The organism is Umezawaea tangerina (genome assembly GCF_003002815.1).
Classification (GTDB): Bacteria; Actinomycetota; Actinomycetes; order Mycobacteriales; family Pseudonocardiaceae; genus Umezawaea; species Umezawaea tangerina.
On the sequence record NZ_PVTF01000008.1, the window covers coordinates 518,391 to 534,392 of the forward strand.

Below are 16,002 nucleotides of genomic sequence, written 5' to 3' on the forward strand. Positions count from 1 at the left end.
CGCTCCGCCCACGCGGGAGCACGGCCACCACGACACCGACCGCGACCTGCAGACCACGACAGGTTCACGAGTCACCCCGCGGGAAGGTGTTCCGGCTCGCGGCGCGGCGGGTGCCGTGCCGCCTACGGTTGCGGGTCAGCGCCGGACTTCGACCGGCTTCCCCCGCCCGAGGGCTGGTACTCGTCGTGCGGACGGCGGTCGCCGCCCAGCAGACCGACGTTAACGCACGTTCGCGTGTCGGCAAAGACGGCGACCGGGGTCACCCGTCACGGGCGGACCGGCGCCACGTCCGGCGGCGGGTTGTCGTTCGCGCCGTGGTTGAGGGAGAACGACCAGCCCTCGAAGCTGCCCTGCGGGGGCTGGCGGCCGCTCGCGCCCTGCTGGCTGTAGGTCCACGAGCCGCCGTTGGGCGCGTGCCAGTACGACCAGTACGCGGTGGTGGGCGGCGTGTTCACGCACGCCTCGGTGGCCGCGGTCGGCAACCCGTTGACGCGGCAGACGAAGGCCTTGCCCCACCGCTGGGTCCCGGTGACCGCGAAGCCCGCGTTCTCCAGCGCGGCGAGCCCGGTGGCCTGCGCGCCCGGCGCGCAGCGGACCTCGGTCGTGCCGCCGAGCTCCTGGTAGTCGACGACGACCGTGACGCCGGTGGCGGTCGGGCAGTAGCCCGGCGTGCCCACCGACACGGTGACCGGACCGGCCGCAGCCGGTGCCGCCACCGCCGCCGGAACAGGTGAGAACGCCACCACCGCAACGCACAGCGCCGCCAGTCGGCACCGTGGGGACAACCCGTTCATGCCACACCCTCCACCCAGGCGGCACAGGTGGGCGGCCGCACCACAAGGGCGGCCTGTCCACCCGTGATCCGCAGTCCACGACAGCTCACGAGCACCGCTCCCGGCGGGCATTCCGGCTCACGGCGGCGCACGGCCGTCGTCCACGGTTGCGGGTCAGCGCCGGGTTCAGACCGGCTTCCCCCGCTCAGGAGCGAGATGGAGTTGTCCGGCCGCGTCGCGCGACCGCCGGGTCGACGGTAACCCATGTCGGGGTGTCCGGTGTGCGCCTTCGGGGAGGACGCCGTCGTCGAGGGCCCGCCTCGCGGTGCCTTCCGGGCAATAATCGGGCCGCGCCCGCCTGGTCCGCTCGCACGGGGTTCAGCGGACTCCCTCCCACACGGCGCGTTCGTCGCCGGACGGGTCGTCGACCTCGTCGACCTTGTCGGAGAGCAGCGCCGCGGTGCGGGTCCGCGACGTGTACGGGGCCCAGCCGGGGTCGCCGTCGGTGATGAACGAGACCCAGGCGCGGTGCATCGTGTCCGCGACCGCCTGCGAGGGCGTGTCGCCGATGAGCGGGTGCAGCTCGTCGCGGGTGATCGTGTCGAACACGAACGGGATCTCGGTCGCGTGGCAGGCGCCGAACCCGTGGTTGTCGGCGCGGTCGGGGTGGTCGAAGCGGTACACCCAGGTCGTGCCCGCGGCGCGCGCCTCGGCGATGCGGAGGGCGGGGATGCCGTAGAACCAGTCGGTGACGACCGCGGCGAGCACGTCGCCGGGGCTCGCGCCCGGCCGGTTGGCCCGGTAGACCGCGAGGCCTTCGGGGCCCAGGCCGTACGCTCCCGCACCGGCTTCCAGCGCGGCGTCGTCGACGAGGTCGATGGCACCGCCGGGGACCAGGAAGAGCCTGGCCTCGTCGCGGTTCGACCCGATCAGCACCGGCACGCCCGCGCCCTGCCCGTCGGTGAACGCCTCCATCGGCATCCGCGGCAGCACCTCGCCGTCCACGACCGGCGCGAACGGCAGCAGGCTCAGCGCGAGCTCGCGCCACCTGGCCGGGTCCGGCGCGGTCTGGGCCTCGGTGACGAGGTCGGACGCGGTGCGCACCAGCTTGTCGAGCGGGACGGCCGCGATGGCCTCGCGGGTGGGCTCCACGCCGAGCGCGTCGGCGAGGTAGCCGCCGACCATGCGCCCCAGCTCCGGCGTCAGCGTGTTCACGTCGGCGCCGCTCTGCATGATCGCCCGCGCGAACAGGCCGTCCGCCAACGGCATCGACAGCAGCGTGGTGACGCTCATCGCGCCCGCGGACTCCCCGGCGAGGGTGACGCGCGCGGGGTCGCCGCCGAACGCGGAGATGTTGTCCCGGACCCAGCGCAGGGCGGCGACCTGGTCGAGCAGGCCGAGGTTCGCGGTCCCGTCGTCGAGGAAGAGGAACCCGTCGGCGGCCAGCCGGTAGTTGATGGTCACGCACACGACGCCGTCACGGGCGAAGGCCGACCCCTCGTACCCGCCGACCGAGCCGGAGCCGTTCATGAACGACCCGCCGTGCACCCACACCAGCACGGGCAGGCCGGTCGCGTCCGGGTCCGGGGTCCAGACGTTGAGGTTGAGGCAGTCCTCGCCGGGGACGACGACCTCGGGGAACAGCGGCTGGTACTGCGGCGGGTAGTCGCCCTTGGGCGAGGTCGGCCCGTACTCGGTGGCGGCCCGCGTCCCCGACCAGGGCTCCACGGGTCGCGGCGGCCGCATCCGGTTCGCGCCGAACGGTGCCGCCGCGTAGGGGATCCCGAGGAACGACGACACGCCGTCGACCGTTCGCCCTTCGAGAGCGCCGGACTGGACGGTCACCACCGGATGCTGCACCGTTTCGCTCATCTGTCGCTCCATTGCCACATTTTCTTCAGGTGTCGCATACTGTGCTCCCGTTGCGCCGAACGTGTCAACGGAAAGCCCCGTGGGAAGGTGTCGGGATGTGCACCACGCCGTTGCGACGGCAGTTGACGGGCGGGGCCGCGCGCCCGACCGCCCTCGACGCGCTCGACGAGGCGACCCGGATGTTCCTGGCGGGGCAGCGGGTCGACATGCGGGCGCTGGCGGCGACGCTGAAGGTCGACCGGGCGACCCTCTACCGCTGGGTCGGGTCCCGCGAGCAGCTGCTCGCGGAGGTGCTGTGGTCGATGCTGGACAAGACGATCGGCAAGCTGCGCGACTCGGCGTGCGACGGGCCGATCGCCGCCGACGTCGTCACCGGAGCGGCCGTCGCGACCATGGCGAACACCGGGATGCGGACGTTCCTGGAACGCGAGGGCGACCTGGCACTGCGCCTGCTCACCACGAAAGCAAGCGCTTTCCAGCAGCGCCTGGTGGAGCGGGTCGGCGAGGTCGTCGACCAGGACCGCAAGGCCGGGCACCTGCACAGCACGGTGCCCGACGCCGACCTGCCCTACGTGCTGGTGCGGATCATGGAGTCCTACGTCTACCTCAGCCTGATCACCGGCGACGAGCCCGACGCGGCCCGCGCGTCGAGCGTCATCCACGCGCTGCTGCCACCTCGCTGACACCGGCACCGCCTGCCCGTCAGGATGGGGGTGCGACTGCTCGTGCTCGGCGGCACCCACTTCCTGGGCCGCGCGGTGGTGTCGGACGCCCTCGCCCGCGGGTGGGACGTGACGGTCTTCCGCCGCGGCATCTCCGGTGCCGACCCCGAGGGCGTCCGGAGCGTCCGCGGCGACTACACCGGCCCGGACGACGTGGTCCGGCTCGCGTCGGCCGGACCGTGGGACGCGGTCGTGGACACGCTCGCGTACGTGCCCCGCGAGACGCTCGCGGTCGCGTCGGCGTTGCGGGACGCGGTGCGCCGCTACGTCCTGGTGTCCACGCTCTCGGTGTACGCGGGGTGGCCGGTCGACCCGCTCACCGAGGACTCGCCCGTCCTCGACGCCCCGGCCGACGCGGGTCCCGGCTTCGGGTACGACGGCGATCCCGGTCCGTCCACCTACGGCTTCGGCAAGGCGGGCTGCGAGCGGGCGGTCATCGAGGTGTTCGGCGCCGACCGGGCCGCGGTGCTGCGGGTCGGGGTGGTCCTCGGGCCGCACGAGTACGTGGGCCGCGGCCCGTGGTGGCTGCGCCGGGTCCGGCGCGGAGGACGGGTGCTCGCACCGGGCGACCCGCGCCGCCCGATCCAGCCGGTCGACGTCCGCGACGTCGCCGACTTCGCCTTGCGGTGCGCGGAGGGGACGACCGGGGTGTTCAACGTGGCCGGGTCGGGCGACGAGACGTTCGGCGACTTCCTGGCCGCGTGCGCGGACCGCGCCGCGCCGGAGGGCACCGAGGTGGTGTGGGTGCCCGACGAGGTGCTGGTGGCGCGGGAGATCAGGCAGTGGACCGGGCTGCCGATGTGGCGCACCCACCCTGGGACGTGGGCCGCGGACACCGCCCTCGCGCGTGCGGCCGGGCTGGTGACCCGATCTCTTGCCGAGACGGTGTGCGACACCTGGGAGTGGTTGCTGGCCGAGGATCCGGAACCCGCGGCCGGGATGGGCATCACGCCGGACCAGGAGGCCGAGGTGCTGGCGGCGTACCGGCGTTGACGCGGTCGGGTGCCAGGGACGCGACCAGGCCGGGCAGCCCGTGCCCGCGGGTGGGACCATCCTATTTGGACACCCGTTGCGACGACGAGGAATGCCTGCACCTCAACGTGACCGCACCGCGGTCCGGGACCGGGATGTTGGCCATGGTGTGGATCCCCGGCGACGTCACGCTGGTCGGGGTGTCCTCCGGCGCCATGTCCGCGGCGGCGCACCTGGTGTCGGAGAGGTCGAGCGGTCTGTTCCGCAAAGCCGTGCTGCACAGCGCTTTCACCCTGGTCGACCACCCGGCCGAGCACCGGCTCGCGTGCTGGGAGGAGCGGTGACGGCCGGGTGGTCGGCGATCAGGACGCCGGCACCGCCGCCACCGACGGCAGGAGGGCGGCGAGGTCGTCGTCGCCGAGCGACCCGGCGGTGACGCCCGCGGCGACGGCCCGGTTCACCCGGTGCAGGACCGCCTCGTTGAGCGGCGCCGACCCGCCGTGCAGGCGGGCGAGCAGGACGATCTCGCCGTTGAGGAAGTCGGACTCGATGGTGCCGCCCCTGGCGACGCTCTGCCACGTCGAGCTGCCCGGCCGTTCCTTGCCGGGGACCGGCCGCACCGCGAATCCGGACAGGTCGACGGTGCTCTCCGCCCGCGGGTCCGCGACCGGCTGCCCGACCAGCTCGAACACCGCCCTGGCCTCGGCTCGCAGCGCCTCGGCCGCGGCGTCGCGCAGCGGGCTCGGCGCGTACACGGCGGTGAGCGCGTTGGGCAGGATCGCCAGCAGCTTGCCCGCCTTCCACCGGGCGATGTCCGGCACCACCTGCACCGCGAGGTCGGCGGCGGTGAAGTCGGCGGCCAGCCGTTCCAGCGCCGGGTGCGTGCCGGAGGGGTAGGCGCCGACCCAGAAGACGCTCGCGAGCGGGCTCGTCGGGGAGACGACCTCGCCCGGTTCGAGGTGGCTGGCGGCCGACCAGGTCACCGCGCCGAACACGGTCGCGAACCGGCGCAGCGCGGACCGCTCGCTGTCCAGCCCGTTCTGCAGCAGCACGATCGGCAGCACGGCCGCGGCCGCGGCGTCCCGCCCGACGACCGGGCGCCACGACCACGTCGCCAGGACACCTTCGACGTCCTGCGCCTTCGTCGCGACGACCAGCACGTCGTCGTCGGTCAGCTCCAGCTCGTCCGGCCCGCCGACCACCGGGACGGTCACGGCGGTCGTGCCGTGCGGGCGGACGTAGCGCAGCCCGCCCCCGCGCAGCGCCGCCAGGTGGGCGCCGCGCGCCACGAGGACGGTGGACGTGCCCGCCAGGTGCAGCTGGGCGGCCACCGTCGCGCCGACCGCGCCGCCGCCGATCACCACGTACCGGGTCATCGCAGCGGCTCGTCCCGGACGATCTCCGCACCGGTCCGCAGGCTCTCCAGGAACAGCACCACCGTCGCGGCCGCGCTGCGGTGGGTCTGGTTGTTGAGCGCGTCGTGCCCGGTCCCGGCGAGACCGACCAGCCGGGCGACGTCGACCTTCGCGTACCAGTCCCGCACGGCCTCCAGCGGGCTGACCACGTCCTCGGCCCCGTGCACGCCGAGCACCGGGACGTCGAGCGCGGCGGGGTCGGCCTGGCCGAACCAGTCCGACGGCGGCGGGGACCAGAGCGCGCCGCGGCGGACGGACCCGTCGCCGGTCAGCCGGTCGCGGTGGGTCGGGCAGTTCGTGCGCGCGTCCAGCTCACCCTCCCAGTCCGCTGCGGTCGCGGCCGGGCCGGTGACCGGCAGGCCCGCGAGCACCAGCGCGTCGGCGGCGACCGCGCCGGTCGCCACCAGGACGGCGGCGAACAGCGCGCCGGTGTCGCTGCCCGCGAGCACGTGCGGGCCCGGCAGGGTGTCGTCCGCCCGGAGCGCGCGCACCTGCTCGGTCACGCCCTCGGCGTCGAGCGTCGGGTCGCCGACCACCCGCACCCGGTAGGCGTCCGCCCCCAGCCGCGCGCCCAGCCGTTCGTACACGCCGGGGTGCTCACCCCGACCGGGGACGACCACGACCGTCCCGCGCGGGTTCAGCCCCTCGGGGTTGTCCCACACCGCGACCTTGTCCACTGCCACCGCGTTCTCCCTCGTCGTGAGTGGTTCTGACGCCTTCGGTCACCGGTCGGTGATCGCCTTGCCGGGGTTCAGCACGCCCGCCGGGTCGAAGACGGACTTGATCCGGCGCTGGAGGTCGAGGCTGGTCCCGCCGAGCTCGGCGGCGAGCCAGTCGCGCTTGAGCACGCCGATGCCGTGCTCGCCGGTCAGCGTCCCACCCAGGTCCAGCGCCAGGGCGAACAGCGCGTCCACCGCGCCGCCCACCGGCGGCCCGTCGTCCTCCACCAGCACGATCGGGTGCAGGTTGCCGTCACCGGCGTGGGCGAAGGTGAAGATCCGCACGCCGGTGTCGCGCACGATCCGCTCGATCCCGGCGACCGCGTCGGCGAGCCGGGTGGTGGGCACCACGACGTCCTCGATGAGCACGCGCCCGAGCCGTTCGATCGACGGCAGCGCCTGCCTCCGCGTGGCCAGCAGTGCTTCCGCGGCGGCCGCGTCGCCGGAGGTCTCCACGACGGTCGCGGTCGCCTTCAGCACCTCGACCACGGCGGCCATCTCGTCCTCGGCGCCGTAGCCGTCGGTCCGCACCAGCAGGAACGCCCGGCCGCGGGTGCCGAGGTCGCCGCCCTGGGCGTCGTCGATCGCGGTCAGCGTGGCGTGGTCGAGGAACTCGATGGTGGACGGCCGCAAACCGCGGCGGCGCAACCGGGTCACGGCCTCCACGGCCGTCCGCGTGTCCGGGAAGTAGGCGGTGGCGGTCGCGGTGGCGAGGGGGACGGGCAGCAGCTTCACCGTGGCGCCGACGACCACGCCGAGCGTGCCCTCGGAGCCGACGACCAGGCTGGTGAGGTCGTACCCCGTGACGCCCTTGAGGGTGGTGCGCCCGGTGCGCAGCAGGTGACCGGTGCCCGTGACGACGTCGAGGGCCAGCACCGAGTCGCGGGTGACGCCGTACTTCACGCACCGCAGCCCGCCCGCGTTGGTGGCGATGTTGCCGCCGATCGTGGAGAAGGCCGCGCTCGCCGGGTCCGGCGCGTAGCGCAGCCCGTGCTCGGCGGCCGCCCTGTCCAGGTCCGCGGTGATGACGCCGGGCTCGACGACGGCGATCCCGTCGTCGGGGCGGATCTCCACGATCCGGTTCAGCCGCGAGAGGTCGAGGACGATCGTCCCGCTGCCCGCCAGCGCGCCACCGGACACCCCGGAGCCCGCGCCGCGCGGGACGACCGGGATGCCGTGCGCGGCGGCGTGCGAGACGGTGCGCACGACGTCGTCGGTGCCGGTCGCGTGGACCACCACCAGCGGCAGCCCGTCCGGGACCGCCCCCGACCGGTCGACGCCCGCCCGTGCCAGGTCCGCGGGGTCGGTCGACCACGAGGGCAGGCCGGACAGCAGCCCGTCGAGGTCGGTCACGCCGGGGCCTGGCCGGTGGCGGCCGGGCGGTCCGGGTGGTTCGCCCACTGCGACCACGAACCGGGGTACAGCGCGGGCTCGAACCCGGCGAGCGTGAGCGCCACGACGGTGTGCGCGGCCGTGACACCGGAGCCGCAGTAGGCGGCCACCGGCCGGTCGGCGCTCACCCCCAGCGCGGTGAACCGCTCGCGCAGCCGGTCGACGGGCAGGAACGTCCCGTCCCCGGCGAGGTTGTCCGACGTCGGCGCGCTCACCGCGCCGGGGATGTGGCCCGCGCGGGGGTCGACCGGCTCGGTCTCGCCGCGGTAGCGCTCGCCCGCACGGGCGTCGAGCAGCACACCGCCGTCGGGGAACCGCGCCGCGCTGTCGATGTCCAGGACCGCGGACCTGCGCGGGCGCAACGTCACCGAGCCCCGCGCCGGGTGCTCGGGCCCGGTCGCGAGCGGGTACCCGGCCGCCGTCCACGCGGGCAGCGCGCCGTCCAGCAGGCGCACGTCGGCGACCCCGGCGTCGCGCAGCAGCCACCACGTCCGCGCGGCGGCCAGGTTGCCGCCGCCGTCGTAGACCACCGCGGTGTCGCCGTCGTCCAGGCCCCAGCCGCGGGCCGACTCCTGGAGGTCGGCCGGGTCGGGCAGCGGGTGCCGCCCGTCCTCCGGGGCGCCGTGGCGGGCCAGTTCCGAGTCCAGGTCGACGTACACCGCGCCGGGAACGTGGCCCTCCAGGTAGGCGGGCCGCCCGTCGGGGACCGCGAGGGTCCAGCGGACGTCGAGGACGCGGACGGTCGGCAGCACGGCGTGGAGCTCCGCGGCGGAGATGAGGATCGGCACCACGCGAACGTAAGCCGCGCAACGGATCGGCGTCCAAGCGAGATCGGTGATGGATGCCGATCGTGCTCGCTGATGTGTCTCCAGTGGGGTGACCGCGAACCCTTGCCGGGGAGTTCCGTCGTCCAGGCGGTCCCTCGGTTCTGCGCCCCCGCGCCCTCGTACTGGCAGTACGGGGGCGCGGGGGCGCAGAAGCGAGCGAGCGGCTGGGCCCGGAAATGCCCGCCGAGGATTGCGGTCACCGCACTAGCCGGCGAGGCGGGAGACCGGCGCGGTGTCGAAGAAGCCCTCCAGCGCGTGCAGCGCGGTGGTCACCAGCTCGTCGTCCAGGTCCCTGCGGGTGGCCAGGTGCACGCCGATCCCGCCGAGCTCGGGCAGGTCGTGCCGTCGCACGAGCCCGTGCGGCGTCACGCCTGCCGACGGCAGGACGGCCACGCCGAGCCCGGCGCGCGCCGCCGCGATCACCCCTTCCAGACTGGTCGACTCCGCCGCCACCTCGACCCGGTACCCCGCCTCGGCGAGCCGTCGCAGCGCGAGCTGGCGCATGCCGCAGGGCTCCCGGTAGGCGACCAGCGCCAACGACTGCTCGCGCTGGGGGAGCGGTCGCGCCTGCGCCGAGTACCAGTGCAGTGGCAGCTCGCCCACCAGCCGCCCGTGGGTGTCACCGGCGAACCCCAGCAGCACGGCCAGGTCGATCGTGCCCTTGAGCACCGCCTCGGTCATCTGGGTGGAGCGGTCGATGTGGAACCGCACCCCGCGGCCGGGGTACGCGTCCCGCAACGTGGTCAGCAGCCTGGGCAGCACCTGCTCGGCGGCGGTCTCGGTGGACCCGATCACCATCGGCGGCAGGTTCGCCGCGTCCAGCCGCCGCAACGCCTCGTCGTGCGTCGCGATGATCCGCCGCGCCTCGACCAGCAGCCGTTCGCCGGACGCGGTGAACCTGGTGCGCCGCCCGTGCTTCTCGACGAGCACCTGCCGCAGCCGCCGTTCCAGCAGCCGCACGTGCTGGCTCACCGCGGGCTGGCTCAGGTGCAGCGCGGTGGCCGCCCTGCCGAAGCCGCCGTGGTCCGCGATGGCGACGAAGGTCCGGAGCTGCCCGAGGTCCAAGGAGTCGTTCGCCATGCCACCTGCCCACGTCGTCCCGTTGCCCGGTCCACCGGCTCCGCTGCCGACGCACCGAAGCTACGTCCGGTCCCGTGGCCGGTCAACGGTGATCGCATCGTGGGACGCCTCCCGGCGAGGCGTGGCATGATGCCCCGCCCCACCGATGTCCACTGTGGACTCGCGGTCAGTACCGGAAGGGACGGACCCCGGTCAGCGACCACGCGCGGGCGACCCGGCCCTCGCGCACCGCGAACAGGTCCACGCCGCTGACGGCGTCCTCGCCGGTCGTCCGCAGGAGCGCGACGCGCCCCCGGTCGGGGTCGACGACGACCTCCCGGTGCGCGGTGACGGCCAGGTCGAGGTCGTCCGCGGCGGTCCCGCGGAACCGGTCGGCGACCGGTCCGTCCCCCGTCCACCCCAGCGCGAGGTCTTCGAGCACGGCCCGGTCGGCCGCCTCCGGCTCCGGGTCGGCCTGCCCGTCGTGCCGTTCGCCCACGAACGTCCAGTTCTCGTGCACACGCCCGTCCCGCACGACGTTCACGTCCACCCCGGTCAACACCCGACCATCGGCCGTCCGCACGTCCCACAGGTAGGCGAACCGGTCGCCACCGTCGACGAGGACCCTCGGGGTGAACACGTTGACGTGCTCGGCCCGGTAGGCGGTCACGAACTCCTCCTGCTCACGCGGCCCGACCACCGCGTCCAGCCCCGTGGTGTTGCCCGACCACTGCACGCACTCGTCGGTCATCAGGTCGTGCGCCAGCGCCGGGTCCTCGTTCCACATCCGGCACCAGACGGTCATCAGCTTCTCGTTGTCCATGACGACAGCCTGCCGACCACCCGCGACACCGTCCTGTCGGTGTTCCAGGTCACTTCGCCACCGGGTCCGCGGCCAACCGCTCCAGCTCCGCCGCCCACTCCCGCTCCCTGGGCACCACCCGCTCCACCGACATCTCCGCCCCCAGGATCCGATCGAGCTGGAACCCCCGCACCGCCTCCCGCAACCGGCACCACGCCGCCAGGTACCACCCCCGCGGCCCCCACAACAACCCCAACGGCTCCACGTCCCGCACCGTCACGACCCCTTGCCGATCCGCATACCTCAGCCGCAACACCTTCCCGGCCACCATCGCCTCCCCGACAACCTCACCCACCACCCCGCTCTCACTGCCACTCCCATCCCCGTGCTCCCCAACCTTCCCCACCCTCGCCGCCAGCTCCTCCTCCCGCCTCCGCACATCCCCCGGCAACACCGCCAACACCTTCTGCCCAGCCCGCCGCGCCGCCGCCGCGAACGGCGCCCCCGTCGTCCGCAACGCCAAGCTCACCGCCAACGCCTCGACATCCGTCAACGTCACCGGCGGCAACGTCCGCTCCCGATCCACGCTGTACCCACCACCCCGCCCAACCCCACCCAGAATCGGCACCCCCGTCTGCCGCAACGCCTCCAGATCCCGCTCGACCGTCCGCACACTCACCTCGAACCGCCGCGCCAACCACGCCGCACTACGCGACCTGGGCGACACCGCCCGAAGCTCCTCGACCAACGCGTACAAACGATCAGTCCGATTCACTCCCACAGCGTAAAACCAACCCCCACCGTCCACTCCGGACCACTAAGTCAAGTCAACAGGAGACAACGGCCAACAACGCTGGAAGCAAGCACCAGCCCACCAACAACGCTGGAAGCAAACACAAGTCACCCAACAACGCTGGAAGCAACGCAAGTCGCCCAACGACGCTGGAAGCGAGCCCGCTCGTCCGCCAGCGGCCGGCTTGACTTGGGGTTTTTGGGCTTAAACTTGCGGCGGCGGGCAGGCTCTACCACCTGCCCTTTTTCGCCCGACGAAGCCCAAAAAAGGGGCCCCAAGTCAAGCCGGCCGCACCCTCCACGGCGGATGCGACCCCCGCCGATTGCCCCCCCAAGCAACCCCACCGATCCCGCCCCCAAGCAACCCCACAAGCAACCCCGCCCGACCAACCCACAGCCGACCCCCACAAGCCGACCACAACCAACCCCCTACCCACTCAACCTCTCCAACAAAAACCCCCTCAACCCCTCCACATCCACCTCCTCCGCCACCTCCACCCCAAACCCACCACTCACCAACGCCCCCCTCCCCACCCCTTCCGACGTATCCACCCCCAACATCCGCCTCCGAGTCCCCAACATCCCCGGCCGCACCGCCTCCGCCACCGCCACCGCGTCGTGCACCAGGATCCCGTCGATCCCGTTCGCCTCCAGGTAGAACTCCCGGTACCGCGGTGTCAGCCCCGCCAACGTCCTCCCCACCACTCCGGTCAACGACTCCAACCACGCCCCGTCCACCGCGCACCGCCGCGTCAGGTCGATCGGCACCAGGACCGGTCCTTCGGCCAGCACGCGGTGGGCGGCTTCGGCGTCGCTCCAGATGTTGAACTCCGCCGCGGAGGTGACGTTGCCGCCTTCGATCCCCCCGCCCATCACCACCAACCGCCCGATCCGCCCCGCGTGCGTCTCCAGCAGCCGCGCGATGTTCGTCAACGGCCCGATGGCCGCGATGGTCACCGGTTCCGCGCTGCTGTCGATGGTGTCCCGCAGGAACTCCACCGCGTCGCGGGGGTCGATCCGGTCGTTGGCGGGCAGTGTCAGCGCCATCCCGGACAGCCCGTCGTCCCCGTGCACGTGCCGCGCGTCGTGCTGTGGAGAGCTGATCGCCCGCGCGGCACCCCTGGCCACCGGGGCGTCGCTGCCCAGCAGGGCGAGCAGGCGTTGGGCGTTGCGGGTGGTGTGCTCGATCGACACGTTGCCGAACACGGTCGTGACGCCGAGCAGGTCCACCTCGGGGCTGCGGGCGGCGAGCGCCAGTGCGAACGCGTCGTCCACGCCGGGGTCGGTGTCGATGATCAACGGGATCGTCATGGGCCCAGTCTGCGGCACCGCTACGTTGGGGGCGTGCTGATGCGGGTGCTGGGTGTGCTGGAGCTCGTGGACGCCGACGGCGCACGGGTGACGCCCGCGGCGGGCAAGCAGCGGGTCCTGCTGGCGCTGTTGTCGCTGCACGCGGGTGAGTGGGTGCCGGTCGACCGGCTCGTGGACGCGCTCTGGGGCGACGCGCCGCCACCGTCGGCCGCGGGCAACCTCAAGACCTACGTGTGGAAGCTGCGTCGCCTGCTGCCGCCGGGCGCGATCGTCCACGACCGCAACGGCTACCGCGTCCGGGTCGGGCGCGCCGAGCTGGACGTGACCGCCTTCGAGGACCTCGTCGCCGAAGGCGCGCAGGCACCGCCCGAGCGCGCGGTGGACGTGCTGCGCGAGGCGTTGGCGCTGTGGCGCGGCACCCCGTTCGAGGAGCTGTCCGGCGGGGCCGTGGACGCGGTGCGGGCGCGGCTCGGCGAACAGCGGCTCACCGCCCACGAGCACCTGGCGGAGGCACTGGTTGCCCTGGGCCGCCACGACGACGCGATCGCCACCCTGCGCGAGCTCACCGCCGAGCACCCGTTCCGGGAGCACCTGCGCGGCATCCTGATGTCCGCGCTGCACCGGGCGGGCCGCTCGGCGGAGGCGCTGGAGGTCTACGAGGAGGCCAGGGCGGTGCTCGACGCCGAGCTGGGCCTGCTGCCGGGGGCCGAGCTGCGCGGGCTGCACGCCCTCGTGCTGAACGGCGATCCGGGGCCGGACGGGGGACCGGGGCCGGACCACGGCCCCGTCGCCCAGCTGCCCGCCGCCCCCCGCGGTTTCGTCGGCCGCGACGAGGCGCTGCGCGCACTCGACGAGGGCGGGGCGGTGCAGGTCCTGACTGGCACGGCGGGTGTCGGCAAGTCCGCGCTGGCCCTGCACTGGGCGCACCGCGCCCGGTCCCGTTTCCCCGACGGCCAGCTGTTCGTGAACCTGCGCGGCCACAGCGCCGGAGCACCGCTGACCGCGCGGCAGGCCCTGGAGGAGCTGCTGCAGGCGCTCGCCGTCGACCCGACCCGCAGGCCCGCGGGCGTGGACGGCGCGGCGGGCGCCTACCGCTCCGCGCTGGCCGACCGGCGGGTGCTGGTCCTGCTCGACGACGCCGTGGACGTGGCCCAGGTCCGCCCGCTGCTGCCCGGCACCGAGGCCTGCACGGTGCTGGTGACCAGCCGCAACCGGCTCGACGGGCTGGTGGTCCACGAGGGCGCCCGGCAGCAGCGGCTGGCCGCGTTGGACGCCGAGGACGCGCGCGGCGTGCTGGACCGGATTGTCGGCCACCCGCGCGTCGCGGCCGAACCCGAGGCCGCGGCCGAGCTGGTCGCGCTGTGCGGAGGCCTGCCGCTCGCCCTGCGGGTCGCCGCCGCGCACCTGGCCGCCCAGCCGGAGCGCCGGATCGCCGACTACGCCGCCGAGCTGCGCACCGGCGACCGGCTCGCCGCGCTGGAGCTGCACGGCGACCCGACCGCCGCGGTCGGCCCGGCCATCGACCTGTCCTACGCCGCCCGCACCCCGTCGGCGCGGCGGGTGTTCCGGCTGGTCGGGCTCGTGCCCGGCCCGGACACGACGGCGCCCGCCGTCGCCGCGCTCGCGGACACCGATCTCGCGGGTGTCGGGCGTGAGCTGCGGGAGCTGGTCGCGGCGAACCTGCTCGACCAGCCGGCTCCCGGCCGCTACGCCCAGCACGAACTGCTCCGCCTGCACGCCGCGGAGCGCGCCGCCCAGGACGGGCCGGACCCGCTGGAGCGGCTGCTCACCTGGTACGCGGCCACCGCGCAGGCCGCCTCGGAGGCGCTGGACCCCGGACCGACCCGGCTGCCGGGGACCGTGGAGTGGCGCACGCGCGTGCCGCTGTCGTTCGACGACGCCAAGGCCGCCCTGGACTGGTTCACGGCGGAGGCTCCGAACATCGCGGCGGTCGTGGAGCTGGCCACGGCCACCGGTCGCCACCGGCTGGCCTGGCAGGTGGCGGAGACGGCGAAGGGGTTCTTCCTGCGGGGCAACACCGCGCAGTGGGCGACCGTCGTCCGGTCCGCCCTGCGCGCCGCCGAGGCCGACGACCACCCGCACGCCCGGTTCGCGACGAACAACAGCGCCGGGCTGCTCGACCTGGTCCGGGGCGAGCACGACTCGGCGGCCGGGTACTTCCGCACGGCGTTGACGTGGTCGGTGACCGCGCAGTGGCCGCTGGGCACGGCCACGGTGCTGTCCAACCTCGGCCTGCTGCACTTCTACACCGGTCCGCTGGAGGTGGCGTTCGACCACCTGCGCCGAGCCGAGGAGGTCTCGAGCCGCGAGCGGACCTGCCTGACGCAGGAGGGTGTCGTCCTGATCAACCTGGGGAGCACCGCGTTCAAGCTCGGCCGCCCCGCCGAGGCCGTCCGGTACCTCGACAGGGCGCTGGCCGCGCAGGACGCGTCCGGCAACGACCGGACGCGAGGGGAGGCGCTGCTGGCACTGGCCGAGGTGCACCTGCACGTGGGCGACCTCGGGAAGGCGACCGACCTGCTCGACGTGCTGGCCGCGCACGTCCGACGGGTCCCGGTGCACCACGAGACGGCCTGGTACCTGGACCTGCGCGGGCGGCTGGTGTCCCTGCTCGGCGACCACGACCACGCGGCGGACCTGCTCGCCGAGGCGGTGGAGGCGGCCAACGGGCACCACGTCGTCGGGGTCGACGCGCAGAACTCGCTCGCCGCGGTGCTCTCGCTGCGGTCGCGGTTCGCCGAGGCGGAGGCGCTGCACCTGCGCGCCCTCGCGGCCGCCGACCACTCGCGCTACCTCCAGGGCCGGATCGACGCGCTGCTGGGGCTCGTCGCGGTGCACCGCCACCGGGGCGACCTGGCGCGCGCCGGGCAGGACGCGACCGCGGCGCTCGACCTCGCCCGGTACACCGGCCACCGGCACCAGCAGGGGCGGGCGCTGGCCGCCCTCGGCGCGGTCCACCTCGGCCGCGGCGACCACCGGACCGGTGTCGAGCACGTCGAGAGCGCGCGGCGCGTCCACATCGGGACCGGGCACCGCCTCGGCGAGGCCGGGGCGTTGCTGCTGCTGGCCGAGGCCGCTGCCCGCGACGGCGACGCCACGGGCGCCGACCGGCACGTGCTCAACGCCGACCACCTGCTGGCCGCGATCGGCGTCCCGCGCACCACCCGGCTGTCCGCGCCGGGCTGACCCGCCGACGCCGAGGGGCCGCCCGCCCCCGACGGGCGGCCCCCGCACACCCGGCGCGCCCCTCCCCGGACCCGCCGGCCGTTCCAACCCCTCAGTGGAACGACGGGACGAGTGTGCGACGACGGGGTCCACCAGCGGT

14 protein-coding genes and 1 riboswitch are annotated in these 16,002 nt (G+C 74.3%); of the genes, 4 read left to right on the forward strand and 10 right to left on the reverse strand.

The features are described 5' to 3' along the window. Positions 1–84: 84 nt before the first annotated feature. Positions 85–163: riboswitch (cobalamin riboswitch) on the reverse strand. A 103-nt stretch (positions 164–266) separates the two neighbouring features. Both CLV43_RS27765 and CLV43_RS27770 read right to left on the reverse strand, forming a co-directional pair. After that, positions 267–794, reverse strand: a complete 528-nt coding sequence (locus tag CLV43_RS27765) for a flagellar hook-length control protein FliK (RefSeq protein ID WP_211304577.1) — start codon at positions 792–794, stop codon at positions 267–269. A gap of 357 nt (positions 795–1,151) precedes the next feature. Continuing rightward, positions 1,152–2,645, reverse strand: a complete 1,494-nt coding sequence (locus CLV43_RS27770; protein WP_106190450.1) for a carboxylesterase/lipase family protein — start codon at positions 2,643–2,645, stop codon at positions 1,152–1,154. A gap of 95 nt (positions 2,646–2,740) precedes the next feature. Between CLV43_RS27770 and CLV43_RS27775 the strand changes: the two genes are divergently transcribed. From CLV43_RS27775 to CLV43_RS49495, 3 genes are all read left to right on the forward strand, one after another. Next, positions 2,741–3,328, forward strand: a complete 588-nt coding sequence (locus CLV43_RS27775; protein ID WP_106190452.1) for a QsdR family transcriptional regulator — start codon at positions 2,741–2,743, stop codon at positions 3,326–3,328. A 30-nt stretch (positions 3,329–3,358) separates the two neighbouring features. Continuing rightward, on the forward strand, positions 3,359–4,360 hold the full coding sequence (locus CLV43_RS49490; RefSeq protein WP_245887047.1) for an NAD-dependent epimerase/dehydratase family protein: 1,002 nt from the start codon (positions 3,359–3,361) through the stop codon (positions 4,358–4,360). Positions 4,361–4,425: 65 nt separating this feature from the next. Further along, a complete protein-coding gene (locus CLV43_RS49495; protein WP_146174926.1) occupies positions 4,426–4,683 on the forward strand; it encodes a carboxylesterase family protein in 258 nt (85 codons plus the stop codon). 18 nt (positions 4,684–4,701) lie between these two features. Here the strand turns inward: CLV43_RS49495 and CLV43_RS27790 are convergent, their stop codons facing one another. The 8 genes from CLV43_RS27790 to CLV43_RS27825 all read right to left on the reverse strand — a co-directional run bounded on the left by CLV43_RS27790 (position 4,702) and on the right by CLV43_RS27825 (position 12,656). After that, the gene (locus CLV43_RS27790; protein WP_106190455.1) at positions 4,702–5,715 is read right to left on the reverse strand and encodes a ketopantoate reductase family protein; all 1,014 of its coding nucleotides are present in this window, start codon (positions 5,713–5,715) and stop codon (positions 4,702–4,704) included. Continuing rightward, complete coding sequence (locus CLV43_RS27795) at positions 5,712–6,437, reverse strand: alpha/beta hydrolase (protein ID WP_106190457.1); 726 nt, start codon at positions 6,435–6,437, stop codon at positions 5,712–5,714. The genes CLV43_RS27790 and CLV43_RS27795 overlap by 4 nt, the downstream gene beginning before the upstream one ends. A gap of 39 nt (positions 6,438–6,476) precedes the next feature. Next, a complete protein-coding gene (locus CLV43_RS27800; protein WP_245887048.1) occupies positions 6,477–7,826 on the reverse strand; it encodes an FAD-binding oxidoreductase in 1,350 nt (449 codons plus the stop codon). Further along, positions 7,823–8,653 (reverse strand): sulfurtransferase, encoded by an 831-nt coding sequence (locus CLV43_RS27805; RefSeq protein WP_106190654.1) that lies wholly within the window; start codon positions 8,651–8,653, stop codon positions 7,823–7,825. Before CLV43_RS27805 ends, CLV43_RS27800 begins: the two co-directional genes overlap by 4 nt. Positions 8,654–8,896: 243 nt before the next feature. Further along, positions 8,897–9,772, reverse strand: coding sequence for a LysR family transcriptional regulator (locus CLV43_RS27810; RefSeq protein ID WP_106190459.1), 876 nt, complete (start codon positions 9,770–9,772; stop codon positions 8,897–8,899). A 166-nt stretch (positions 9,773–9,938) separates the two neighbouring features. Continuing rightward, complete coding sequence (locus CLV43_RS27815) at positions 9,939–10,574, reverse strand: nuclear transport factor 2 family protein (RefSeq protein ID WP_106190460.1); 636 nt, start codon at positions 10,572–10,574, stop codon at positions 9,939–9,941. Positions 10,575–10,623: 49 nt separating this feature from the next. Further along, the gene (locus CLV43_RS27820; RefSeq protein WP_342749815.1) at positions 10,624–11,361 is read right to left on the reverse strand and encodes a helix-turn-helix transcriptional regulator; all 738 of its coding nucleotides are present in this window, start codon (positions 11,359–11,361) and stop codon (positions 10,624–10,626) included. Between the two features lie 413 nt (positions 11,362–11,774). Continuing rightward, on the reverse strand, positions 11,775–12,656 hold the full coding sequence (locus CLV43_RS27825; RefSeq protein ID WP_106190463.1) for a nucleoside hydrolase: 882 nt from the start codon (positions 12,654–12,656) through the stop codon (positions 11,775–11,777). A gap of 39 nt (positions 12,657–12,695) precedes the next feature. On the opposite strand from CLV43_RS27825, the gene CLV43_RS27830 reads away from it, so the two are divergent. Further along, a complete protein-coding gene (locus CLV43_RS27830; RefSeq protein WP_245887056.1) occupies positions 12,696–15,863 on the forward strand; it encodes an AfsR/SARP family transcriptional regulator in 3,168 nt (1,055 codons plus the stop codon). The last annotated feature ends 139 nt before the right edge of the window (positions 15,864–16,002 follow it).